This is a genomic window from Pseudomonas sp. AB6, assembly GCF_034314105.1.
GTDB lineage: Bacteria > Pseudomonadota > Gammaproteobacteria > Pseudomonadales > Pseudomonadaceae > Aquipseudomonas.
Map to the genome: position 1 here is coordinate 504903 of NZ_JAVIWJ010000001.1, position 24456 is coordinate 529358.

General features: G+C 57.0%; 17 protein-coding genes. 5 read left to right on the plus strand and 12 right to left on the minus strand.

The annotated features are described in order from the left end of the window. Window positions 1-17: 17 nt before the first annotated feature. Window positions 18-1754, minus strand: coding sequence for an IlvD/Edd family dehydratase (locus RGW60_RS02405; RefSeq protein ID WP_322201800.1), 1737 nt, complete (start codon window positions 1752-1754; stop codon window positions 18-20). A gap of 169 nt (window positions 1755-1923) precedes the next feature. On the opposite strand from RGW60_RS02405, the gene araD1 reads away from it, so the two are divergent. The 4 genes from araD1 to RGW60_RS02425 all read left to right on the plus strand — a co-directional run bounded on the left by araD1 (window position 1924) and on the right by RGW60_RS02425 (window position 5191). Next, on the plus strand, window positions 1924-2916 hold the full coding sequence (gene araD1, locus RGW60_RS02410; protein WP_322201802.1) for an AraD1 family protein: 993 nt from the start codon (window positions 1924-1926) through the stop codon (window positions 2914-2916). A 299-nt stretch (window positions 2917-3215) separates the two neighbouring features. After that, window positions 3216-3509 carry a DUF5629 family protein gene (locus RGW60_RS02415; RefSeq protein ID WP_322201804.1) on the plus strand — a complete coding sequence of 98 codons (294 nt, stop codon included), beginning with the start codon at window positions 3216-3218 and terminating at the stop codon, window positions 3507-3509. Window positions 3510-3675: 166 nt separating this feature from the next. After that, window positions 3676-4842: a lactonase family protein gene (locus RGW60_RS02420; protein ID WP_322201806.1), complete on the plus strand. Its 1167-nt coding sequence runs from the start codon at window positions 3676-3678 to the stop codon at window positions 4840-4842. Window positions 4843-5011: 169 nt separating this feature from the next. Continuing rightward, a complete protein-coding gene (locus RGW60_RS02425) occupies window positions 5012-5191 on the plus strand; it encodes a hypothetical protein (RefSeq protein ID WP_322201808.1) in 180 nt (59 codons plus the stop codon). Window positions 5192-5300: 109 nt separating this feature from the next. Here the strand turns inward: RGW60_RS02425 and RGW60_RS02430 are convergent, their stop codons facing one another. The 11 genes from RGW60_RS02430 to RGW60_RS02480 form a co-directional block, all read right to left on the minus strand. Further along, complete coding sequence (locus RGW60_RS02430) at window positions 5301-5936, minus strand: glutathione S-transferase (RefSeq protein ID WP_322201810.1); 636 nt, start codon at window positions 5934-5936, stop codon at window positions 5301-5303. After that, on the minus strand, window positions 5937-6449 hold the full coding sequence (locus RGW60_RS02435) for a peptidylprolyl isomerase (protein ID WP_322201812.1): 513 nt from the start codon (window positions 6447-6449) through the stop codon (window positions 5937-5939). It lies immediately after the preceding gene. Window positions 6450-6576: 127 nt separating this feature from the next. Beyond that, window positions 6577-10224, minus strand: a complete 3648-nt coding sequence (locus tag RGW60_RS02440) for an AAA family ATPase (RefSeq protein WP_322201814.1) — start codon at window positions 10222-10224, stop codon at window positions 6577-6579. Beyond that, window positions 10221-11465 (minus strand): exonuclease SbcCD subunit D C-terminal domain-containing protein, encoded by a 1245-nt coding sequence (locus tag RGW60_RS02445; RefSeq protein ID WP_322201816.1) that lies wholly within the window; start codon window positions 11463-11465, stop codon window positions 10221-10223. Before RGW60_RS02445 ends, RGW60_RS02440 begins: the two co-directional genes overlap by 4 nt. A 178-nt stretch (window positions 11466-11643) precedes the next feature. Beyond that, a complete protein-coding gene (locus RGW60_RS02450) occupies window positions 11644-13305 on the minus strand; it encodes a BatD family protein (RefSeq protein ID WP_322201818.1) in 1662 nt (553 codons plus the stop codon). Continuing rightward, window positions 13302-15038: a VWA domain-containing protein gene (locus RGW60_RS02455; protein ID WP_322201820.1), complete on the minus strand. Its 1737-nt coding sequence runs from the start codon at window positions 15036-15038 to the stop codon at window positions 13302-13304. The genes RGW60_RS02450 and RGW60_RS02455 overlap by 4 nt, the downstream gene beginning before the upstream one ends. Further along, entirely contained in the window at window positions 15035-16105 is a 1071-nt protein-coding gene (locus RGW60_RS02460) for a VWA domain-containing protein (protein ID WP_322201822.1), read from the minus strand. The genes RGW60_RS02455 and RGW60_RS02460 overlap by 4 nt, the downstream gene beginning before the upstream one ends. Continuing rightward, a complete protein-coding gene (locus tag RGW60_RS02465) occupies window positions 16098-16592 on the minus strand; it encodes a DUF4381 domain-containing protein (protein WP_322201824.1) in 495 nt (164 codons plus the stop codon). The genes RGW60_RS02460 and RGW60_RS02465 overlap by 8 nt, the downstream gene beginning before the upstream one ends. Continuing rightward, window positions 16589-17533, minus strand: a complete 945-nt coding sequence (locus tag RGW60_RS02470; protein WP_322201826.1) for a DUF58 domain-containing protein — start codon at window positions 17531-17533, stop codon at window positions 16589-16591. Before RGW60_RS02470 ends, RGW60_RS02465 begins: the two co-directional genes overlap by 4 nt. Window positions 17534-17537: 4 nt before the next feature. Continuing rightward, complete coding sequence (locus RGW60_RS02475) at window positions 17538-18497, minus strand: AAA family ATPase (protein WP_219061506.1); 960 nt, start codon at window positions 18495-18497, stop codon at window positions 17538-17540. 212 nt (window positions 18498-18709) lie between these two features. Beyond that, complete coding sequence (locus tag RGW60_RS02480) at window positions 18710-19069, minus strand: hypothetical protein (RefSeq protein ID WP_322201828.1); 360 nt, start codon at window positions 19067-19069, stop codon at window positions 18710-18712. A gap of 459 nt (window positions 19070-19528) precedes the next feature. Between RGW60_RS02480 and RGW60_RS02485 the strand changes: the two genes are divergently transcribed. Continuing rightward, entirely contained in the window at window positions 19529-24391 is a 4863-nt protein-coding gene (locus RGW60_RS02485) for an NAD-glutamate dehydrogenase (protein ID WP_322201830.1), read from the plus strand. Window positions 24392-24456: the final 65 nt, after the last annotated feature.

A 24456-nucleotide genomic window follows, 5' to 3' on the forward strand; every position in this document is an offset into this window, starting at 1 on the left:
ATATTTCAAACACCAAATCAATGCGAATGACGCGGCACCTCGGATCCACGGCAGCCGACTAGGAAGTCGAAGTCGCAACCCTGATCCGCTTGCATCACGTGCTCAATGTACAGCTGGCGATAGCCACCCGATATCAGTTTTTCAGGCGCTTTCCACTCAGCCAGCCGTGCAGCCAGTTCGGCGTCAGAAATGTCCAGATGCAACCGGCCACTGGCGCAGTCGAGTTCGATGAAGTCACCTTCTTGCACCACCGCCAACGGCCCGCCCGCTGCAGCTTCCGGTGCGACGTGCAAGACCACGGTGCCGTAAGCGGTGCCGCTCATGCGCGCATCGGAAATGCGCACCATGTCCGTCACGCCTTGGGCCAGCAGCTTTGCCGGCAGGCCCATGTTGCCGACCTCGGCCATGCCTGGATAACCCTTCGGCCCGCAGTTTTTCATGACCATGACGCAGGTGGCATCGATGTCCAATTCCGGGTCGTTGATCCGCGCCTTGTAGTGGTCGAAGTTCTCGAACACCACCGCGCGGCCGCGGTGTTGCATCAGCTCAGCCGTCGCCGCCGACGGTTTGAGCACCGCACCCAGTGGCGCGAGATTACCGCGCAATACGCAGATTCCGCCGTCAGCGCGAATCGGGTTGTCCAAGGCGCGGATCACTTCATCCTCACCATAAATCGGCGCGGCTTTAACGTTGTCACGGATGCTTTTGCCGTTGACGGTCAAGGCATCAGGATTGGGTAGCAGATTGGCTTCATCCAGTCGACGCAGCACCGCAGGCAAACCACCGGCGTAGTAAAACTCTTCCATCAAGAAGCGTCCAGACGGCTGCAGATCGACGATGGTTGGCATGCCACGACCCATGCGTGTCCAGTCATCCAGGTCCAGGTCGACACCGATACGACCGGCAATCGCTTTCAAGTGAATCACCGCGTTGGTCGAACCACCGATGGCGGCGTTGACCCGAATCGCGTTTTCGAAGGCTTCTTTGGTGAGAATTTTCGACAGGCGCAGGTCTTCTTTGACCATCTCAACCGCACGCATACCGGACATGTGCGCCAGTACATAGCGGCGGGAATCGACGGCCGGGATGGCGGCGTTGTGCGGCAACGAAGTGCCCAATGCTTCGGCCATACAGGCCATGGTCGAGGCGGTGCCCATGGTGTTGCAAGTGCCGGCTGAGCGCGACATGTCGCCTTCCGCCGCAAGGAAATCGTCCAGTGTGATTTGACCGCCTTTGTAGGCTTCATGCATCTGCCAAACCACCGTGCCGGAGCCGATATCTTTGCCTTTATGCTTGCCGTTGAGCATTGGGCCGCCGGTGACGACGATTGCTGGGACGTCACAGCTGGCCGCGCCCATCAATAGGGCCGGAGTGGTTTTATCGCAACCGGTCAGCAGCACCACACCGTCAATAGGGTTGCCGCGAATTGCTTCTTCTACGTCCATGCTGGCGAGGTTACGGGTGAACATCGCCGTTGGGCGCAGGTTGGATTCGCCGTTGGAGAACACCGGAAATTCAACCGGAAAGCCACCGGCTTCGATCACGCCGCGTTTGACGTGTTCAGCGAGGGTGCGAAAGTGCGCGTTGCACGGGGTCAGTTCTGACCAGGTGTTGCAGATACCAATAATCGGTTTGCCATGAAATTGATGGTCAGCGATGCCTTGGTTCTTCATCCAACTGCGGTACATAAAGCCGTTCTTGTCGGCAGTACCAAACCACTGGGCAGAACGCAGGACAAATTTTTTATCAGGCATGTCAGGCATCGTCGGCACTCTTATTGTAAGACTTAATGGCTTTTTCGAAGGCTAAAGTAAGCCTAAACGGAGCCTTTTGGAAGTGTTGTGGCTAATATAGTATTACTATATAGTGATTTTCCCTGAGGGACGATCCTGCGACTGTGCCTGTTCAGTAAGGAACATGAATATGCGTTTAGTACAGTTTGAATTGAGCAATGGTGAACGTCGCGTTGGCGTGGTCGACAGTGATCGCGTACATGAAATATCAGGTGCTGGCAGCGTCCGTGAATTGGCCATGGCCGCTATTGAAGCGGGCTTAAGCCTGGTGGAGCAGGTGGACAGCCAAGGGCTCGGCGCCAATCATGATTACGCGCAACTGTTGCAGGATTTGCGGATTCTTCCACCGCTGGACCATCCCGATCCAGCCCACGTATTGGTCAGCGGCACCGGCTTGACGCACTTGGGCAGCGCTTCTGCGCGCGACAAAATGCACCAACACGCCGTGGATGACGCCACGCTGACAGACAGCATGCGCATTTTTCAGTGGGGACTGGAAGGTGGCAAGCCCGCGGCCGGTGTGGTCGGTGTTCAGCCTGAATGGTTCTACAAAGGAGACGGCAGCATCATCGTGCGCCCGGGGCACGCTTTTCCGCTGCCGCCGTTCGCCGAGGACGCGGGTGAGGAGCCTGAACTCAGCGGGTTGTATGTGATCGGCCATGATCGCAAGCCGTACCGTCTGGGGTTCGCCATCGGTAACGAGTTTTCCGACCACGTGATGGAGCGCAAAAACTACCTGTACTTGGCACACTCCAAGTTGCGCGCCTGTTCGTTCGGCCCGGAACTGCGAGTTGGCGAGCTGCCGAAAAACCTTTCCGGCACCAGCCGCATTCGGCGCAATGGCGAAGTGCTGTGGGAAAAAGAGTTCCTCAGCGGCGAAGCCAACATGTGCCACAGCTTCGAAAATCTCGAATACCACCACTTCAAGTACAACCAGTTCCTCAATCCGGGCGACGTACACATTCATTTCTTTGGCACCGCGACCCTGTCGTTTGCCGATGGCGTGCGCACGCAACCGGGTGATCAGTTTGAAGTCAGCCAAGCCGATTTCGGTGCGCCGTTAATCAACGGCATCGCGCCGGTTGAAGCGGTGTATGCGCCGGGGCAGGTCAAAGCGCTTTAACCCCAAAGACCGCATCAAGCTTTCGCAGGCAAGCCTGCGCCCACACAATTTTGAGCGCGATTAAGCCTGGGCTGTTCTGAAAATTGAACTGCGCCCCAGAAGTTGGACATAGATCCAGCGTCTGGGGCGCAGTTCAGTGCCCGAAGCTACCGAGTTTGCGTGAAAAAGTGCTCCCTTTTGGTTGTCCAGATAGTGCTCGGCGAAAGTGGCTTGCGTCGATATGCGCGCATCCGATCCATCCGACACCCTTGGCCCGATATTTCGCCTACAATTCGCGCCTTTACCTAGGCGATCTTTCCATGACCACTCCAACGCTTTTATCCATTTTGCAAACCCCCCACATGCTGGAAATCGACGGCTTGCACGCCTTTGAATTCTTGCTAAACGACACTCAGTTGGAAATCGAAGCCGTCGACGGCCGTGAACGCAAAGTGTGGAAGTTCAGCGTGGCGCAAGTAGAAGCCGCAACCTTCGATGCTCAATTGCAAAGCTGGGTGTTGACCGACGGCAACGCCGATCACCGCTTGGTATGCCTTGAGGCGTTTTCCCCAAGTGACGAAGACGACTCCGAAGACCCTGCTGAACAAGACTGATCTGCGCATCTAACGTTAACAGTGGTAAGCGGTGTGAAGGTTCGGTGGCATTTCTGGCCATGCGCTTGGGCGCAATAAAACTAGTTGGTGAGGGGCGCTGTCTACAGCGGAGGTCAGTATTGACCGCGTGCGGCGCCCAACAAGCCTAATAACCAGAGAGATGCCCATGAACCGTAAAATTCTGCCTTGGCTGATGATGGCCAGCGGCCTCACTGCTTTCCCTGTCCTGGCGCAAAACATGACTGATTACGACCTGCTGGTGGGTGCTTACACCCAAGGTAAGAGCGAAGGTATCTATCGCTACCGGTTCGACAGCAAGACCGGGCAGATTGATGCGCAGCCGCGGCAGGTGATCAAAAGTGAAAACCCATCCTGGCTGACTCTTTCCAAAGATCAGCGCTTGCTGTTTGCGGTCAATGAAAACGGACCGGGGCAGACGGACACCGTGGGCAAGGTCAGCAGTTTTGCGATCAATGGCAAAACCCATGACGTCACACCCATCAACCAGGTCGACAGCAAGGGTGATGAGCCGACTCACTCCAGCTTGAGCGCAGACGGGCATTTCCTGTTTGTCGCCAACTACGCCGTAAATCCTGATCCAGGCGGCGTGCTGGCGGTGGTGCCGGTGGACAAATTCGGCAAGCTTTCGGACGTATCGCAAACTGTCACTCACCCGGCCAGCAAGGTTGATCCTGAGCGCCAGGCGTCGTCACACGTGCATTCGGCGGTGACGTCGGCGGATGGGAAATACTTGATCGCCAGTGATTTGGGGGCGGACAAGCTGTTCGTCTTCCACTACACCGGGAAAGGCCCGCAACCGCTGCAACCCGCTAAAGCGCCCTCGGTGGACTTGCCGCCGGGCAGTGGTCCCCGGCACTTGTTGTTCAGTAATAATGGTAAGCACGCCTACCTGACCCTGGAAATGGCCGCGCAAGTAGCGCTGTTCGATTACCACGACGGGGTATTCAAGCGCACGCAGTTGGTTGATTTGTCCGACAAGAGCATCAAGCAGAAAGTCGGCGGCGGCGGGCTGCACAGCTCAGCCGACGGCAAGTTCCTCTACGTTGCGAATCGCGGCGATGTTAATGAACTGGTGGTGTTCGCCATTGATTCCGCCAACGGTAAGCTCAAAGAAATTCAGCATCGTTCAGTTGAAGGTACAGAACCCCGTGAGTTCAGCATCGATCCCAGCGGGCATTTCATGCTGATTGCAAATCAGAAAAGCAACCAGATTGTCACGGTTCGCCTTGATCCAAAGACCGGGTTGCTGGGTGATACCGTTCAAAAAATGGATTTCGATTCACCCTCTGACTTCAGGTTCATCACTCGATAACGCCTGAGTGGGATGCTGCAGCCCCGTACAACGTGGGCTGCAGCCTCTATTAATTGGACTGATATGGTCTAGTAGCACAAAGCATTTCTGACATCGAACCCTCGGGCGTAAGTTTGACTCAACGGCCTTAAACGGCAGCTACCCAAACCGAACATCGAGGCTTACTGAAATGAACTTCAATCTTTTTTCCATCATTGCAGCATCCGCTATCTCCGCCACCGTCGCTCTGCCTGCCAGCGCCAGTGTTGAGATGCATCAGAAAAAATCCAGCATCACCCAGACTTACACCGCAAAATACCTGCAGAAAAGCGCGAACTTCTACGCGGCGTTGGATCATAAGATTCAATAAATGCAGTCGTTATAAATTGAACCCATTCCCCGTTAACGATAATACCGATAACGGGGAATGGGTTCGTCTGCTTTAGCAGCCAAATGCATTCAGCAGCCTTCGCCATGTTTTACAAAGGTTTTTTCATAACGGCTATAAATAGGTTCGAATCTAGAAATGCTCTAAGCCAGCACCCCAGGTGCGGATAAGAACCCCGCCAAAACCATTCCGGATCGACAAAGCAGAACTGCCGTACGAAGGGCGCCAGTGCGACATCGGCCAGAGTAATGTGGTCGGCGGCTAAAAACGTGTGCTGCAATAATCGAGTTTCAAGCGACTGCAAAAATACTGCGCCGATATCACGGTAATGTTCTTGGGAATGTTCGGGATAACGATTTGCGTATTTATAGCGATCCAAATGCTTTTTGAACACATGATCGTTTTCTTCTATCAATTCGCCCATGTGTTGCTGAGCCAGATCATCCTGCGCTAACAGCCAGTCATCAGGGTCGCTGTAGGCCAACGCCCAGCGCATAATCGCCAGGCTTTCATCGATCACGCCGCTTCCAGACACCAACACTGGCACCGTGCCTTTGGGTGAGCAGGCAAGCAGGGATGCGGGTTTGTCTTTGAGGCTGACTTCGACTATCTCCACCGCTCGCCCCGAGTACAACAACGCCATGCGAGCGCGCATGGCGTAGGGGCAGCGGCGGAAAGAGTAAAGAGTCGGGGTCGCCGTGTTCAGCGCAACCACCGACGCTGTCATTTACGCTTCTTCGGTCAGTTGACCGCAGTCAGCGATGGTGACTTTTTTGCTGGTACGGCCGGACTTCGAGCCCATGGCTTCGATGGCTTTAACCACGTCCATGCCTTCGACTACTTTACCGAACACCACGTGTTTGCCATCCAACCAGCTGGTGACGACGGTGGTGATGAAGAACTGGCTACCGTTAGTGTTCGGGCCAGCGTTGGCCATCGACAGCAGACCTGGCTCAGTGTGCTTGAGGGTGAAGTTTTCATCCTTGAACTTTTCGCCGTAGATCGACTTGCCGCCGGTGCCGTTATGGTTGGTGAAGTCACCGCCTTGCAGCATGAAGTCAGTGATCACACGGTGGAAAGATGAACCTTTGAAGGTCAGGCCTTCGCCTTTCTCGCCGGTGCACAGGGCACGGAAGTTTTCAGCGGTTTTTGGCGCCACGTCTTCGCGCAGTTCCATAACGATGCGACCCATAGGCTCGTCGTTGGCGGTGATGTCGAAAAATACTTTTGAATTGGACATGGTTCTACCTTTCTCATTGAACAGGGCGCGACGGGTCGCGCCGTGGGTGTGTAGGGTCGCACAAAAATTCCGGTTATCGGTTTTGTACGACACGAATATGTAGTCTGCGTTCGGGAATACCCGGATTTTATGACGCACTGACCTCGATTGTACTCAGGCCGTTGCCTTTGCGCCGAACCTGAATCTGCACCGGAATCCGTTCGTGCATTTCCTGCACGTGGGAAATTACTCCGACCTTGCGCCCTTGCGCTTGCAAGCCATCAAGGGCGTCCATGGCCAGTTGCAGCGATTCCGGGTCAAGACTGCCGAAGCCTTCGTCAATGAACAAGGATTCAATTTTTAAGGTGCTCGATGCCATCGACGCCAATCCAAGGGCCAAGGCCAAGGACACCAGAAACGTTTCGCCGCCGGATAACGAATGCACGGACCGCAGCTCGTCGCCCATTTCGGTGTCCATCACTAATAAGCCAAGCATGCTGCCGCCGCGTTTCAACCGATAGCGTCGCACCAGTTGGCGCAATTGCGCGTTGGCGTGGTGTACCAGCAGGTCAAGATTATACGCCTGAGCGATCTTGCGGAATTTGTCGCCTTCGGCCGAACCTATCAACGTCGCCAAGCGTGCCCAGCGCTGAAATTGCACGTAAGCCTCGGCAATCTGCTGCGACAGCGCCTGATTGGCGTCTTGTCGGCGCTGGTCGTCAGCCTGTTGGGCGCGCAACTCAGCACATCGCTGTTCACCGACGGCGGTTTGGCTGTGCAACTGCGCCAGTGCGCTGTCCAGCTGCTCGGCATCCAGCGTGCCCTCGTGTTGCGCTTGATGGATTTGCAGGCGTTGCTCACGTTCGTGTAACAGAACCTTGGCTTGCTCAACGGCCTTTTCGCTGTGATGCAACTGTTGCCGCAGGTGATTGACCTGTTCATCGTCAACACTGAGCAGTTGCGCCAAACCGCTGTCGTCCAGTTCAGGATGACGGCTGCGCCATTCAGCGATTTTAAGGCTCAGCTCGCGGTGTTCCAGCTCGATGCTGTTAAGGCGTTCTTGCTCGGACTTGAGTTCGGCGCTGAGTTGGGTCAGTACGTTACGCGAATCCTGCAAGGCTTGGCCCGCTGTGCTTTCGGCGTGTCGGGTGTGCTCGACCGCCTGTTCCAACTGTTGCTGCCAGTGCTCGGCGCTAGGGTGTTCGCCCAGCAATTCGCTCAATTGTTGCTGACTGACCTGCTGTTGATCGGCCAAGGCGGCGCAGTGTTGTTGCAGCTTTTCCTGTTCCTGGACCCGGGCGGTTTGCTGCGCCTGCTCCAGCTCGATTTTGTGTTGACGATTGCGTTGTTCGAGCTGTTCTTCGCCCTGTTGCTCCAGCTGTTGCAGACGCTGGGTCACCTGCTGATCCAATTGCATGACGGTCGTGGTGGCCTGAGTGCGCAGGGCATCAAGGATCTCGGTCGGTAGTAGGGTGTCAAATGCGGCCAGCTCTTCTTCCAGACGGGTTCGATCACTGGCCAATTGACGGTGTTGATCGGCTAGCTGTTGAGTGGCCGCTTGGCTAGATTGCGTAGCGATTTGCAGCTGCTGTTGCAGGTAGGCGGCGTCTTTTTGCAGCGTAAGCAGAGCATTCTGCCGCTGTTCGTCCTGGGCGATGTTTTGCGCTAACTGATTCAGGTGCTGAGTCAGCCAGTTATCACGTTTAGCGAAATCCTGTTCCAGCAGCCGAGCGCTCAGCGGATGCGCTTCGAAGTTCGGCGCCAAGGCCTGCTGTTGAGTCGCCAGTTGCTCTTGCTGTTGCAGGAATTCTTTTTGCTGCGCGATCAAGCCAGCGACCGTGGCGCGCAGGTCGACCAATGTGTCTTTCAGGGTGTCCACGATCTTCAACGCATTGGCTTCTTCACTTTCGTCATGCTTAGTCAGGCTTTGCAACAGTGCTTCAGGCTGGTGATAAGGATGTTCGTGGCTGCCACACACCGGACACGGTTGGTCATTTTGCAATTGCCCGCGCAGTTCTTCGACACTGGCGCTGCGGGCCATGCGTTGGCGTTCTAGCAACTGGCGGGTGACGGACAGGGTGTGTTCGGCATTGGTCAATTCACTTTTGGCCTGCAAGCCTTCGCGGTTGAGCTGTTCGCGCTGTTGCTGAGCTTCCTGCTGCTTGTGCGTCAGCTCCAGCACGCGCTGGTCGAGCTGTTGCTGAGTGGCCCAGAGCCGCGAGAGGTCCTCGAAGGCGCGTTGCTGTTTGCGATTGTCTTGCAACAGGCTGCCGAGAATTTGAATCTGCTCGCCAACCGCGTGTGCTTGCGCGCCCGCTTCACGGTATAGCAGCTCAAGGGTATTGCGTTGTTCGGTAAGTTGCTGGTTGGCACTGGCGGCGCTTTGTTCGAGTTGCGGGAGCTCAATCGTGCCTTTATTCAGCCGACCGCCGATTTGCATCAGTTGCTTCAATCGTTCGTGATAGATGTCCCATGCGGCGCTGAGCGGCGCCAATCCAGCACTGTGCTCAAGCTGCGCGGCGATTAGCTCTAACCGTTCAGCCACGCGTTGTTGTTGCTCAAGCAAATCGCCCAGCGTGCGTTGGCCTTGCGCGGTTTTTTGCTTGGCCTGTTGCTTGAGTTCAGTGGCCTGATTCATTTCCTGAATTAACCGCGTAACGCTGCCTTGCGTATCGAAGGCTTGCTGAAGCCGTGGTTTGGCCTCGGTTAGTTGTTGCTGGGCATTAAGCGCGGCGGACTGAGCGTCGAGGCGCACTTTTTCAAGCTGATCCTGCTGCGTGTTCTGTGCAGTTTGTTGCACAAGGTGCTGCTGAATCTTTGCCGCCAACGGGCTGATTTGGCTGTTCAGCTCAGTCTGTCGAGCGAATTGATGACGCTGCGGCGCAAGATTTTCCAGCCGCGAAAAATTCAAACGTTCGGCACTTTGACTGTCCCAGCTCAATTGGTCTTGCGTTAGCTGTTGGGCAGCGCTCTGGTGTTCGTTGCGCAATTGAACCAGCACCTTGAGCCATTGCTGTTGCAGCTCAAGCTGCCTGAACTGCGCTTGCTGGGCTTTCAATTGTTGCTGGGCCTCATCAAAGCATTTATCGAGATCGGCGCGGGCCTCGGGTTCCAGCGGGGTGATCCCTGTGGCCAGCGATTTGAGGTCGTCGTGGGCCTTTTTTGCTTCATTGCTTTTGCTGTAGGCGCGGCGGCCCAATTGGCTGTAAATCGCGGTGTCAGTGAGCTTTTCCAGCAGTTCACTGCGCTCTTTGTCATCGGCCTTGAGGAACGCGCTGAATTCGCTTTGCGCCAGCATCACCGCGCGGGTGAACTGTTCGAAGTTCAGCCCCAAACGCGCTTCGAGCATGGTTTTGTATTCGGTTTTGTTCTGGCTGCTGAGCACCTGTTCGCTGTCCAGATCGATCAAGGTCTGGCGACTGGCTTGCAGCTTTTTGCTGGCGTTGTCCCGGGCACGGTTGGTTTCCCAGCGGGCGCGGTAACGACGGTTGTCGATGCCGACGAAATCCACTTCGGCATAACCGCTGCCGGTGCCACGGCGCAGCAACGTGCGCGGGTCGTTGGTGCTGATGTCGCCGTCGATTTCCGGGACTTTGGATTGGCCGATATTATTCAGCCGAGGAATGGCACCGAACAAGGCCAGACACAGTGCGTCGAGCAGGGTGCTTTTACCTGCACCGGTGGGCCCAGTGATTGCGAACAAACCGGCACTGGCCAAGGGCTCGGCGGTGAAGTCCAGCTCAAACGGGCCGGCCAGCGAGGCAAGGTTTTTCAGGCGGATGGCGAGAATTTTCAAGGCTGTTCGCTCTCCAGTTGTACGTCTTGCAACAGCGTGGCGAAGTCTTGCAGCGTTTGCTCATCGACCTCGGTGCCATAGTTATCCCGCCAGGCACGGCAGAACAACTCTTGTGGGCTCAGTTGATCGAGATTGACCAACCCTGCGCCGCTGTCATTGCCTTCAGCATCGCCTTTGCCCGCATATTCGGCGCCGATTCGCACCAAGCGCACGGCTTTTCCTTGCAGCGCGGTTTCGATCTGATGGCGCAGGTCCGGTTGCGGCTCGTCCAGACGCACTCGCACTTCCAGCCATGGCTGGCGTTCTATGTCGGCTAGCAGGTCGATATTGGGCAACGACGCCAGTTGCAGCAGCAACTCGGCAAGTGGCGCCGGTCCGACCCGCTGTAGGTTGACGGCACGGGGAATCAGGATCGGTTCGACACTGGTCAGTTGGTCGCCGTCGCAGGTGATGTCGAGAATCTGGTGCGGGTAGCCGATTTCTGAAAACGACAGCGGGATCGGTGAGCCGCTGTAGCGGATGCGGTCTTCGCCGTTGACCTTCTGCGGCTTGTGCAAATGGCCGAGGGCAACGTAGGTGATGCTCGGTCCGAACAGGCTGGCGGGCAGCGCTTCGGCGTTGCCGATGATCAAGCTGCGTTCGGAATCTTCCGACACTGAACCACCGGCCATGTGCGCGTGGCTGATGGCGATCAGTGCTTGTCCTGGCGTGCGCTTGAGGTTGGCGGCGTCGATCAGCAGTTCATGAACGCGACCGATTCCTCGCAGATAATCATCCCCCAGCGTGGCGCCGGTGACCTCGGCCGGGCGTAAGAAGGGTAGCGCCAGGCACCAGGCGCCGATTGCCCCGGTCTTGTCAGGCAACGGCAGCAGCAGGCGTTCGGCGTCCAGTTGCCCGTCATCGAGCCACAACACTCGGCCCAGAGCGTGGGTGCGTAAACGGCGCATCAATGGCGCGGGTAATTCGATGCGCGAACCGGAGTCGTGGTTGCCAGCGATCATCACGATGGTCAGCAGTGGCTGTTGCTCATGGGCACTGACAATGAATTCGTACAGGCGCTCTTGGGCTTTGACCGGCGGATTAACGGTGTCGAAAATATCGCCCGCGATCAATAGAACATCGGGTTCACGTTCGGCGATTCGGGCCAGTAGCCAGCTTAGAAAGCAGCCGTGCTCGTAGTCGCGTTCTTGACCGTGGAGGTTCTGCCCGAGGTGCCAATCGGAGGTGTGAAACAGACGCATTAGAGGTCCTTGTGTCGAGCGGTTTGGGTCGTGTATCCAAGCAGATCAAAACTTGGCGATTCCCTGTGGTACTGAATTCATTTGCAACGGCGACGACGCAATATGTCTGATGAACCGCGTGGCCTATTTCGCGAATCAACTCGCTCCCACAGGGGCACTGCGTCTAGCCGTTGACCGGTTATTTCGGGTACAGCGGCGGCAGGCTGGTGTCGGTCGCCGGGTCTGGGATTCGTTCGCTGGTGGGTAAGGTGCGCACGGCGCTCCATAGGGCTGCGCCTTGCCAGTCGTGGCCTGTTTCGCTATATAGCGCGCCGTTCAGTCCGTCGAGTGCGTCGGACAATGGCACAAACCGCGCGGCCATGCCGGCCAGGGTTTCTGGTTGCTGACGTGCCCATGCGTCTAGTGCCTGGCGGGTCGCTTGCGGATCATTGGCCAGGCTGGCGCGTTTGAGTTCATCCAGCACTGTGCGTGGACTTGGGCCGGTTTGTACCACCCGTGCTTCCGCCGGTTGCCAGCGCGCCCGCCACCAGAGCCCGAAGCCAAGCAGGGTCGAACCGGCCAATAGAAAGGTGCTTAATTGCCATGGCCATAGCAGCGGACTACTCAGGCCCAGACCATTATTGGTGTTTACCGGCGTGTCGACAGAAAGACTTGGGTTGCTCGCGACCTGCAACGTGCGGGCGGGCAAGCTGCTTTGTTCCAGATGATCTTCGTGAGTGTTCCACCACACGACATCTACCGCTGGTAAATCAATCGCGCCAGTGCGGGTAGGCACTAAGGCTTCACGCTCTACTCGACTGCCGATCAAGCCTCGGTCGCTGCCCTGGTTGGCCAACTGCGGTTGGTCGGGGTAACGCCGTAGACCGCCGACGTTGGTCGCCGGCAACGGCGGCAATTGTGCGCTGGACAGGCCTTCAGCCTTGATGGTCAGGCTGCGAGTCAGGGATTCACCGACCAGGCTGTGATCGGGTTCGGGACTCCAATCTTCGCTCAGGCTCACATTACGGGCTGGCAACCATGGGCTGTCTGCGGGGTAGTCAGCCGGTTTGGCCTTGACCGACAGGTTAATTTCGGTCGAGCTGACGTGCACCAACTTGCCCGCCTTCGGGGCCGACGGCTGGAGGTTTTGGCCTTGGTCGTGAGTCTGGTTCGGCATGCCTTGCACTAAGGTTGCGCTGAATACCTGCGCCGGAATCAGTAGGTTACCGCTTTGCTGCGGATAGATCGCGTAGCGCATTTCGATGACGCCATGGCGAACGCCGTTGATCAGCTTTTCATAGGTGCGCGTATCCCCTAGTCGTTCGATTCGAGTGTCAGGGATAACCAGCGGCGTCAGGTTGCTGTCATCAAACAACGCAACTGAGTGATAAATGCGCAGCGTGAGTACAGCTTGAGCCTGAACGTAGACACTGTCTTGATCGACGCTGGCCTCAATAAACACGGGTGCCAAGGTGCTGCTTTTAGCGGGGCCGGCACCTTGGGTAACTTGCAGCGTGATGGGTTGGCTGGTGAGTTCCCCTAATTGCAAAGACGGAATCACAACGGTGCCGTTGCGTTTGGGCAGCAGGGTAATGATCCAGCGTGTCGTGGCTTGGGAGCCGCTGCCCAGTGTCTTCAGATGGTTAACCTGGCGAGTGCCTTGAACGATGAAGTCATCTTCTAGTGCACTAAGGTCCGGTTTGCCGAACAGGGTAGGGTTATCGGACTCCAGCGTCAGTTCCACGGTTTCTCCAGCGTTTAGCAGTGCACGGTCGACGCTGGACACCAGCATCGCGGCCTGGGCCGATAAAGCCACGCAATAAAGGGCGAGGCTAATCAATAACGTGGGTGCGCGACTCATCTAATCGGTCCTTGATGCTGCTGTTGTTCATACCAGAATTTACGTCGCAACAGCTCGCCGGGATCGTCCGGGATTTGCCGCAACCATTGCTCCAGCGCCTGACGCCGCTCGCCGTCGAGGGAGGTGTCACCGGGGCGAATCGGTGGTCGTGTAGTGGCCTCGTCGTCAAGCTGCGAGCCTGGAGCATCATTGCCGCCAGCCGTCGCTGTCGGATGGTTGAGACCCTGGTCCTGGGGGGTGGTGTCATCCCCCGACGGCGGGGTCGGTTGTTGCGGCGTTTGCTGCTCGATGGTCGCGCCCGGTTGAGCGTTCCGTCCGAGGTCTTCGGCTTTGCTATCGGCGGACTTGCCAAGCACGGCGTCGCGCCGCTGCTTTCTTTGTTCCAGCACCTGTTCGACCAAGGCTTTGTTGGCCAGTGCCGGTTTCAAATCCGGTTGCCGTTCGAGTGCTTGTTCATAGGCATCCAGCGCCGCTTCCAATTCACCGGCCTTGGCCAACGCATTGCCACGATTGTAATGGTCCGCGGCGGTATTACCTTCGGCGAATCGCTGAGCGGCACGCGTGTAGTCGCCGGCGTCATATAGCGCCACGCCTTTCCATTGGCTGTCTTCAAAGCGCCTTGCTGCCTCGGCAGGGCGACTTTCTTCGAGCAAATACTGGCCTTGCTGGTCGGGGCGTAACCACAGGTCGTTGAGTTCGAAGGCGTAGCTGGGCTGGGGCAGCATAAACAACAGCGGCAGGAAAAATAGCCAGCCTCTACGGCCAGCGCAGCCAGCCAGTAGCAACAACGGCAAGATCAGCCACGCCCCTTGATCGTCCCAGCTGTCCAAGTGCAGCGTTTGACCGTTTTTACGCAGTCGCTGTGGACTGTCCAGTAGGCCTAGGCCCCGCAGGTCCGATTCGTCCACGCGAGCTTGGCGATAGAGTCCGTCAACCTGGCTGGCGAAGTCCTTAAGACCTACGCCGTCCAGGCGCGGAAGAAGAATTGCGCCTTGGTCATCTTTGAGAAATCCCCCCTTTTCCTGGGCGACTGGCACCCCTTCAGCTGTGCCGATGCCAAGTAGCAATAGCGGCGGGGTGTCTCGGCCCATCACCTGCAGGATGCCTTCGCGCTCTTGCTCATTGAGTGAAGAACCAATCCACAACAAACGCCCCTGACCCTGTGCCCCTTGCTTGAGCAAGGCCAAGGCTTTTTTGACGGCCAGGTCGGCGCGGTGCCCGGCCTCGGGCATGATCGAGGGTTTGAGCGCGTCGAGCAAATTCCGGCTGGTGCCCAAATCATCGGACAACGGCACCAATGTGTGGGCGCTTCCCGCGTACACAACAATAGCGGTCTGCGATTCACTACGGCTTTGCAGTAGATCGAGCAATTTGCGTCGCGCTTGTTCGACCCGTGTGGGAGGCGTGTCGGTGGCCAGCATTTCCGGGGTCAACTCCAGCATCACCACCAGCGGATCAGCAGGTTTCTGGCTGATCTGTTCGACCCGTTGCCAACTGGGGCCGAGTAACGCTAGCACGGCGAGCGTCCAGCCCAGACCGAGCACAAGCCATGGCATCTTGCTTGCGCGGCCCCTGCCACCGCCGAGCAGCACCGCATGGAAGGCCGCTGGCAGAATCATCTGCCAGCGGCCGGCGCGTTGTTGCCGATGCCACAATTGCCAGAGCAGCCATGCCAGCACTGGTACCAGGATCAACCAGACGGGCCGAAGCCAGTGCGGCCAGAGCGCGATCATCGACGTCTCCGCAAACGCTTGAGCCGCTGCCGCCATTGTTCATTGGAGGACAGGAGCGTTTTTTGTTTGAAAAACCGCTGCAACAGTGTGTTCGGCCAGCGCTCTCTTACCACCAGAAGCAGGCTCAATAATAACGCGCCCGCCAACGGCCAGCGATAAAGCACCTGCGCCGGGCGCGCCTGGGTCGGTTGTTGAGCGACAGGTTCGAGTTTGTCGAGGGTCTGTTTGATCTTTTGCAATTGCTGGGCATCGCGGGCGCGAAAATACTGGCCGCCGGTGATATTCGCGATGTCCTTGAGGCTTGGTTCGTCCAAATCGAGGCTGGGGCTAAGGCCAAGCATGGCCAGCGAACCGCCTTGGTTAGGGTCAGCACCAATGCCGATGGTATAGATTTTCACGCCTTCGCCAGCGGCCAGACGTGCTGCGGTTACCGGATCGATTTGTCCGGCGTTGTTGGCACCATCGGTAACCAGAATCAGTACGCGGCTTTGCGCCGGGCGTTGGCGCAGACGTTTGATTGCCAGACCGATAGCGTCACCAATGGCAGTATTTTTACCGGCAATGCCGACTTTTGCTTCATCCAGCCAGACATGCACTGTGCGTCGGTCGAAGGTCAGCGGTGCCTGAACATAGGCGCGGCTGCCAAACAGAATCAAGCCGACGCGGTCACCTTGGCGACTGGACAAAAAATCCCCTAACAGGTGCTTGACCAAGGTCAAACGGCTGACGTCTTCGTCGTTCCAGCGCATGTCCGGGTAGTCCATGGACCCGGAAACATCCACTGCCACCAGCAAGTCGCGGCCACTGGCGGCAATTGGCAACGGATCACCCAGCCATTGCGGGCGTGCCGCTGCCATTAGCAACAACAGCCACAGCAAGATGAACGGGGCTTGCTGACGCCATGCGGGCAGATTCGCCCGCGCTCGTCGCCCGGCTAATTCTTCCAATTCGCTCAAAAATCCAATTTTCAGTGCTGCTTCGCCGCTATCTGCCGCAGGCAATAACACCCGCAATAACCAGGGCAGTGGCAGCAGGATGAATATCCACGGCCAGGCGAGTTCAAACATGTTTACGAATCCAGGTATCGACCGCCTGATTCAGGCCGGTAATGGCTTTGTCGTCGAGTTTGCATTCTGGTTTGTAGGCACCTTCGACCAATATCATCCAGCGTGTCAGGCCCGCAGCGGGACACCGGTTGTCCAGAAACGCCAACCATTTGCGACCGTTGAGGGTGTGGCTTTGGCTGTAGGGGTAGTGGTTGCGGCAAAGGCGTTTGAGCAGTGCGTTGAGTTGTTGTAACCATGCACCCGCTGGTGCACCGTCATAAGGTTTGGGTAGGTGTGCAAGTTCTTCCAGTGCGGCCAGGCGCAGTGGGTCCAGCGGCTGCTCGGACCTGACAATCAGGCGCTTCCCCGACCAATAACGACGAAGCCACAACACGCCCCATGCGGCGAGCGGCAATAAAACCAGTAAAATCCACCAGCCTGGTGCCGGCGGCCAAATGTCGATTGCCGAAGGCGATATCAGCGGTTGCAACTGCTCCAGGCTGCTCATCGTTTTTTACCGGGGCGCTGGGCGTTCAGGTATTCGCGCAATTGCTCGACCATTCCGCTTTTTGTGCTGAGCGGAATCGACAACACACGCAGTTTTTGCGCGAGCAATTTCCAGCGCGCAACCCGTGCTTCGCCCTGAGCGCGATAAGCCAGACGCAAATCTGGATTCAAGGTGTCGAGTTCCAATTGCGCGCCACGCTCGGCGAATCGCAACAAGCCAGCTGCGGGAAGTGCGTGATCAAGTGGGTCGGACAACGGCAACAGTAGTAGGTCGCAATGCCGTGAAAGCAGCGTTAACTGCTGCTCTGCGGCGTCGGAAATCGCTCGTTCATCGCAAATCACAAATACTAGGCTGCCGGGCCTTAATACTTCACGGGCACGGCGCAAGGCGATGCCGAACGCATCACGGTCGGCGGCGATTTCAGTGTCTAGCGATTGGTTGACTCGCACCAATCGATTGAGCAGTTGCAACAGGCTTTGTTTACTTCGCCGAGGTTTGATTTCGTAATGCTCATGGTCGCCGAACACCAGTCCGCCGACCCGGTCGTTATGGCCCAGCGCTGCCCATCCAATCAGCGCGGCGGTTTGAGCGGCCAATACTGATTTGAACATTAGTCCGGAACCAAAAAACAACCGACGGCTTTGTTCGACCAGGATGAAAATCGGCCGTTCGCGTTCTTCATGAAACAGCTTGGTGTGCGGTTCTTGAGTGCGGGCGGTGACGCGCCAATCGATAGTGCGTACATCATCGCCGGCCTGATAGACCCGCACTTGATCAAAGTCAACGCCTCGGCCGCGCAGTTTCGAGTGGTGCAGACCGATCAGTGGGCTGCGCTGACCGGGTGTGGAAAACAGCTGCACTTCGCGCACGCGATGACGCATCTCGATCAGTTCGTCGAGACTGACGCGAATTCCGGGGTCGGCAATCGGCTGCGGTTGCATGGTGTCAGGCGACAGCCACAACGTCGAGGATGCGCTGGATTACACGGTCTTGATCAATTCCGGCGGCTTCGGCTTCGAACGACAAAATGATGCGATGACGCAACACGTCGAACAGTACCGCTTGAATGTCCTCCGGGCTGACGAAGTCACGCCCGGCCAGCCATGCGTGAGCTCGTGCACAACGGTCCAGGGCAATTGAGCCACGGGGGCTGGCGCCATAGGCGATCCAGTCGGCCATCTCTGGGTCGAACTTGGCCGGCGTACGCGTGGCCATTACCAGTTGCACCAGGTACTCCTCCACGGCGTCGGCCATGTAAAGGCCGAGAATTTCTTTGCGCGCGGCAAAAATCGCCTGCTGGCTGACCCGGCGCTCGGGCTTGGTTTCGCCATTCAGCGCTTCGCCACGGGCCTGCTGTAGGATTTTGCGTTCGACGGCGGCGTCCGGAAAACCGATTTTGACGTGCATCAGAAAACGGTCCAACTGGGCTTCGGGCAGTGGGTAAGTGCCTTCCTGCTCAATGGGATTTTGGGTCGCCATCACCAAAAACAGCGGCGACAGTTCATACGTGCTGCGCCCGACACTGACTTGGCGTTCGGCCATGGCCTCCAACAACGCCGATTGCACCTTGGCTGGCGCACGATTGATTTCATCGGCCAGCACCAGATTGTGGAAAATCGGCCCCTGTTGGAACACGAAGCTGCCAGTTTCGGGGCGGTAGATCTCCGTGCCGGTGATGTCGGCAGGCAACAAGTCGGGGGTGAACTGAATCCGATGAAATTGCGCTTCGACGCCTTCGGCCAGTTCTTTGATCGCCTTGGTCTTGGCCAGACCCGGTGCGCCCTCGACCAACATATGGCCGTCGGCGAGGAGGGCAATCAGCAGCCGTTCGATCAGTTTTTCCTGGCCGAGAATCTGCGTTGAAAGAAAAGTTCGCAGCGCAATCAGCGCTTCACGATGTTCCATCGGATGACTGTTCCTGGCAGATGATCAGCGGCGCCAAATGACGCCGAAGCTGGGGGGGGTACTTTAATCCATCCGAGCGGTGCCGACTAACGGCTATAGGGTTTTTTTGGATTTTCGGAGGGGTGATCGGCTCCGGCCTCGCACAGATCCTCTGTAAGCGCGAGCGTGTTCGCGAAGCGGTTTGCCGGTCACACTCATGCGTCCGGTGTCAATCAGTCAATTTCACTGACGTACGTGCCCACATCATCAAGAATCAGTTGTAGGGTTTCGGCCACTTCCTGCAGGTCGGCTCCTGACATGCCGTGACGAATCTCATACTCAGTGTGGCCTTCCAGTTGTTTAGCGTCCTCAGGATCGATTTCGATCAGCAGGCGCTCAGCGCTAAGGGTCGCTTTCAGACTCTTCAGTTCAAGTGATTTGTCATCGCCCACGGTGATTTCCACTTGGGTCTCGTCCGGGAAGCGTGTCAGTAAAAACAGATCGCCGGTTTCGCCGTGGCAACTGAGCATAGCCATGTCGTCGTATTCGTCGTCGCAAGGATTAACGATGATGCTTGCAGTGTTGATCAGCATGATTGGACTCCGGGCTATCGAAAACGGGCAGGGCGTGATGATACCGCAGTGGAAGGCTCAGGTTTTCAAGGGTTCGTTTGTTGCACCCTCTGGCGTTAATCGTTAATCCTCGTTTCGCTCTCTCATGACGCCGTTACGCACCTTTTACGTACCGATGACCGAATATGTCGCCGTATCGCAAGCACTGGCACGTCTGCAATCGTTAAGCTGCGCAGCAGATAAATGCCGGTTGAGACACTGCCTGCTTGGGCAGTGCCTTTTTAGATACAGCGATCTTTTTTTCACCACGCCGAGTCAAAAAACAGATGTGACTACCCGTTCGCGACAAGCGTTTGTTCTATAGCTTCACTACCCTGTCATGCTGTGCTGCTTTTGTTCAATTCCAGCACGCGTGATGGCGATCCCCTAGAAGGGGGATGCGACGTTTCCATCAATAAAAGCCCAAGCGGAGTACCACAGATGGCGTTCTTCACCGCAGCCAGCAAGTCTGATTTCCAGCATCAACTGCAAGCAGCACTGGCGCAGCACATCAGTGAACAGGCACTGCCACAAGTGGCGCTGTTCGCTGAGCAATTCTTCGGCATTATTTCTCTTGATGAACTGACCCAGCGGCGGTTGTCCGACCTGGCCGGTTGCACCTTGTCTGCCTGGCGACTGCTAGAACGTTTTGAAAGTATTCATCCGCAAGTACGGGTCTATAACCCTGATTACGAGCGCCACGGCTGGCAGTCGACCCACACCGCGGTCGAGGTTCTGCATCATGATTTACCGTTCTTGGTGGACTCGGTACGCACCGAACTGAACCGTCGCGGCTACAGCATTCATACCTTGCAAACTACCGTGCTCAGCGCCCGTCGCGGCGCTGATGGCCAACTGCTGGAATTGCTGCCTAAAGGCAGCACTGGCGACGAGGTGCAGCAAGAATCATTGATGTACCTGGAAATCGATCGTTGCGCCAACTCTGCCGAAATGAATGTGCTGGCGCGTGAATTGGAACAAGTGCTGGACGAAGTTCGAATTGCGGTTGCTGATTTCGAACCGATGAAAAGCAAGATTAGCGAACTACTGGCTGGTATTGACACCCTGGAGTTCGCCATCGAAGAAGGCGAGAAATCCGAGGTCAAAGTATTCCTGCAATGGCTGGTGGATAACCACTTCACGTTTCTCGGTTACGAGGAGTTTGAAGTCCGTAACGATCAAACCGGCGGCTACCTGGTGTACGACGAGTCTTCTTTTCTCGGTCTGACCAAGCTGCTGCGTGCCGGGCTGACGAAAGACGACCTGCACATCGAAGATTACGCAGTGAATTACCTGCAAGAGCCGATGCTGCTGTCGTTCGCCAAGGCTGCCCACCCAAGCCGTGTTCACCGCCCGGCATATCCGGACTACGTGTCGATCCGCCAGATCGACGCTACCGGTAAAGTCACTAAAGAATGCCGCTTCATGGGCTTGTACACTTCGTCGGTGTATGGCGAAAGTGTGCGTCAGATCCCTTATATCCGTCGCAAGGTAGCGGAAGTAGAGCGTCGGTCAGGTTTCGACTCCAAGGCGCACTTGGGTAAGGAGCTGACTCAGGTCGTGGAAGTGCTTCCGCGTGACGATCTGTTCCAGACCCCAGTGGACGAGCTGTTCAACACGGTGATGTCCATCGTGCAGATTCAGGAGCGCAACAAGATTCGGGTGTTCCTGCGCAAAGACCCCTACGGCCGCTTCTGCTATTGCCTGGCTTACGTACCGCGTGATGTTTATTCCACTGAGGTTCGGCAGAAGATCCAGCAAGTGCTGATGGATCGCCTCAAAGCCAGCGATTGTGAGTTCTGGACCTTTTTCTCCGAGTCAGTCTTGGCCCGCGTGCAGCTGATCCTGCGTGTGGACCCGAAAAGTCGTCTCGACATCGATCCGCAGCAACTGGAGAACGAAGTCGTCCAGGCCTGCCGTTCGTGGCAGGACGACTATTCGAGCCTAGTGGTCGAAAGCTTCGGCGAAGCCCACGGCACCAGCGTGCTGGCAGACTTCCCGAAAGGTTTCCCGGCCGGTTACCGCGAGCGCTTTGCTGCGCACTCGGCCGTGGTCGATATGCAGCATTTGCTTAGCCTGACCGAAGCCAACCCGTTGGTGATGAGCTTTTATCAACCGCTTGCACAAGCGGGCAAACAACAACTGCACTGCAAGCTGTATCACGCGGACACGCCGCTGGCCTTGTCCGACGTCCTGCCGATCCTTGAAAACCTCGGCCTGCGGGTACTGGGTGAGTTCCCCTATCGTCTGCGTCGTACCAATGGCCGTGAGTTCTGGATTCACGATTTCGCCTTCACCGCTGGCGAAGGTCTGAACCTGGACATCTCGCAACTTAACGACACCCTGCAAGATGCGTTTGTACACATTGTCAGCGGCGACGCCGAAAATGATGCGTTCAACCGTTTGGTGTTGACCGCTGGTTTGCCATGGCGCGATGTCGCGTTGCTGCGGGCCTATGCGCGCTATATGAAACAAATTCGTTTGGGGTTCGATCTCGGCTACATCGCGAGCACCCTGAATAACCACACGGAAATTGCCCGTGAGCTGACGCGGTTGTTCAAAACGCGCTTCTATCTGGCGCGCAAACTCACTGGCGATGACCTGGAAGACAAGCAACTGCGTCTGGAACAGGCGATTCTGACGGCCCTTGACGACGTTCAGGTACTCAACGAAGACCGCATCCTGCGTCGTTATCTGGATCTGATCAAAGCCACCCTGCGGACCAACTTCTACCAGCCTGACGCCAACGGCCAGAACAAGAGCTATTTCAGCTTCAAGTTCAACCCGCGTCTGATTCCTGAGCTGCCGAAACCGGTGCCGAAATTCGAGATTTTCGTTTATTCACCAAGGGTTGAAGGCGTGCACTTGCGCTTTGGTAACGTCGCTCGTGGCGGCCTGCGTTGGTCGGACCGTGAGGAAGATTTCCGTACTGAAGTGCTGGGCCTGGTCAAAGCCCAGCAGGTGAAGAACTCGGTCATCGTGCCGGTAGGCGCCAAAGGTGGGTTTATTCCGCGTCGTCTGCCGCTGCTGGGTGGCAGCCGCGATGAGACTCAGGCCGAGGCCATCGCCTGCTACAAGATTTTTATCTCCGCGCTGTTGGACATCACCGACAACCTTAAAGACGGTGCCTTGGTGCCGCCGCTGAATGTGGTGCGCCACGACGAGGATGACCCGTATCTGGTAGTGGCTGCCGACAAAGGCACCGCGACCTTCTCCGACATCGCCAACGGCATCGCCATCGAATACGGCTTCTGGCTAGGCGACGCTTTTGCTTCCGGTGGTTCGGCCGGTTACGACCACAAGAAGATGGGCATCACCGCCAAAGGCGCTTGGGTCGGTGTACAGCGTCACTTCCGTGAGCGCGGGATCAATTCCCAGACGGACACCATCAGCGTTATCGGCATCGGTGACATGGCCGGTGATGTGTTCGGTAACGGCTTGTTGATGTCGGAAACCGTGCAATTGGTCGCTGCGTTCAACCATATGCACATCTTCATCGATCCAAACCCGGCGCCGGCCAACAGCTTCGTCGAGCGTCAACGCTTGTTCGATCTGCCCCGTTCGTCCTGGACTGATTACGACACCAGCATCATGTCCCAAGGCGGCGGAATCTTTGCGCGCAGCTTGAAAAGCATCCCGATCAGCCCGGAGATGAAAGCGCGTTTTGACATCAGCGCCAACAAGCTGACCCCAACCGAACTGCTGAACGCGCTGCTCAAGGCGCCAGTAGACTTGTTGTGGAACGGCGGCATCGGCACCTATGTTAAATCCAGTGAGGAAAGCCACGCCGATGTTGGCGATAAAGCCAACGACGCCTTGCGAGTCAACGGTAACGAGCTGCGCTGCAAAGTAGTGGGCGAGGGCGGTAACCTCGGCATGACCCAGTTGGGTCGCGTCGAGTTCGGCCTCAACGGCGGCGGCTCCAACACCGACTTCATCGACAACGCCGGTGGCGTAGACTGCTCTGACCACGAAGTAAACATCAAGATCCTGCTCAACGAAGTGGTGCAGGCGGGCGATATGACTGAAAAGCAGCGCAATCATCTGCTTGAAAGCATGACCGACGAAGTGGGCCACTTGGTGTTGGGTAACAACTATAAGCAGACTCAGGCATTGTCCCTGGCTGCCCGTCGTGCTTACGAGCGGATCGCGGAATACAAGCGCTTGATGAACGATTTGGAAGCGCGGGGCAAGCTTGACCGCGCCATCGAGTTCCTCCCGGCTGAAGAACAACTTGCTGAACGTATTGCGTCAGGCCATGGTTTGACCCGGCCTGAGCTGTCGGTGCTGATTTCATATAGCAAAATCGATCTCAAAGAAGCATTGCTTGAGTCTCGAGTGCCGGATGATGACTACCTCGTTCGTGACATGGAAACGGCCTTCCCGCCGTCCCTGGCCGCGAAATTCTCTGAGGCCATGCGTCGTCACCGATTGAAGCGTGAAATCGTCAGCACCCAGATCGCCAATGACCTGGTTAACCACATGGGCATCACCTTCGTGCAGCGGCTTAAAGAGTCCACCGGCATGAGCGCTGCTAATGTAGCGGGTGCATACGTGATCGTGCGGGACATCTTCCACCTGCCGCACTGGTTCCGTCAGATCGAGGCGTTGGACACTAAGGTTCCAGCTGAAATCCAATTGGCGCTGATGGATGAGCTGATGCGTCTGGGCCGTCGTGCCACGCGCTGGTTCCTGCGCAGCCGTCGCAACGAACTGGACGCCGGTCGCGATGTTGCACACTTTGGTCCGCACATCGCGACATTGGGTCTGAAACTCGACGAGTTGTTGGAAGGCCCGACCCGTGACGTCTGGATGAGTCGCTATCAGGCGTATGTCGAAGCCGGTGTTCCAGAATTACTGGCGCGCATGGTTGCCGGCACCAGTCACCTTTACACGCTGTTGCCAATCATCGAAGCGTCGGACGTCACGGGGCAGAATGCTGCCGATGTGGCTAAGGCTTACTTCGCCGTGGGCAGCTCGCTGGACGTGACTTGGTACCTGCAACAGATCAGTAACTTGCCGGTGGAAAACAACTGGCAAGCGTTGGCCCGCGAAGCCTTCCGTGACGATATCGACTGGCAGCAACGGGCGATTACCGTATCGGTCCTGCAACAGCCTAACGCTCCGGCAGAGATCGAAGCGCGTCTGGATGCGTGGCTTGAACAGCACATGCCGATGGTTGATCGCTGGCGTGCCATGCTGGTCGAGCTGCGTGCAGCCAGCGGGACCGACTACGCAATGTATGCCGTGGCCAACCGCGAGTTGCTGGACTTGGCTATGAGTGGGCAGACCAGCGTGGTGTGATGTTTGAGTTGAAGCGGTAAATCCAAAGCCCTGCATCGAGAGAGATGCGGGGCTTTTTTATGATC

What these genes read in the sequence shown, in the direction of transcription:
- RGW60_RS02465 (WP_322201824.1), bottom strand. Translation starts at nt 16,592, where the DNA reads ATGAGCAGCCTGGAGCAGTTGCAACCGCTGATATCGCCTTCGGCAATC.
- RGW60_RS02405 (WP_322201800.1), bottom strand. Translation starts at nt 1,754, where the DNA reads ATGCCTGATAAAAAATTTGTCCTGCGTTCTGCCCAGTGGTTTGGTACT.
- RGW60_RS02425 (WP_322201808.1), top strand. Translation starts at nt 5,012, where the DNA reads ATGAACTTCAATCTTTTTTCCATCATTGCAGCATCCGCTATCTCCGCC.
- RGW60_RS02445 (WP_322201816.1), bottom strand. Translation starts at nt 11,465, where the DNA reads ATGCGTCTGTTTCACACCTCCGATTGGCACCTCGGGCAGAACCTCCAC.
- araD1 (WP_322201802.1), top strand. Translation starts at nt 1,924, where the DNA reads ATGCGTTTAGTACAGTTTGAATTGAGCAATGGTGAACGTCGCGTTGGC.
- RGW60_RS02450 (WP_322201818.1), bottom strand. Translation starts at nt 13,305, where the DNA reads ATGAGTCGCGCACCCACGTTATTGATTAGCCTCGCCCTTTATTGCGTG.
- RGW60_RS02485 (WP_322201830.1), top strand. Translation starts at nt 19,529, where the DNA reads ATGGCGTTCTTCACCGCAGCCAGCAAGTCTGATTTCCAGCATCAACTG.
- RGW60_RS02435 (WP_322201812.1), bottom strand. Translation starts at nt 6,449, where the DNA reads ATGTCCAATTCAAAAGTATTTTTCGACATCACCGCCAACGACGAGCCT.
- RGW60_RS02480 (WP_322201828.1), bottom strand. Translation starts at nt 19,069, where the DNA reads ATGCTGATCAACACTGCAAGCATCATCGTTAATCCTTGCGACGACGAA.
- RGW60_RS02460 (WP_322201822.1), bottom strand. Translation starts at nt 16,105, where the DNA reads ATGTTTGAACTCGCCTGGCCGTGGATATTCATCCTGCTGCCACTGCCC.
- RGW60_RS02455 (WP_322201820.1), bottom strand. Translation starts at nt 15,038, where the DNA reads ATGATCGCGCTCTGGCCGCACTGGCTTCGGCCCGTCTGGTTGATCCTG.
- RGW60_RS02430 (WP_322201810.1), bottom strand. Translation starts at nt 5,936, where the DNA reads ATGACAGCGTCGGTGGTTGCGCTGAACACGGCGACCCCGACTCTTTAC.
- RGW60_RS02420 (WP_322201806.1), top strand. Translation starts at nt 3,676, where the DNA reads ATGAACCGTAAAATTCTGCCTTGGCTGATGATGGCCAGCGGCCTCACT.
- RGW60_RS02470 (WP_322201826.1), bottom strand. Translation starts at nt 17,533, where the DNA reads ATGCAACCGCAGCCGATTGCCGACCCCGGAATTCGCGTCAGTCTCGAC.
- RGW60_RS02475 (WP_219061506.1), bottom strand. Translation starts at nt 18,497, where the DNA reads ATGGAACATCGTGAAGCGCTGATTGCGCTGCGAACTTTTCTTTCAACG.
- RGW60_RS02415 (WP_322201804.1), top strand. Translation starts at nt 3,216, where the DNA reads ATGACCACTCCAACGCTTTTATCCATTTTGCAAACCCCCCACATGCTG.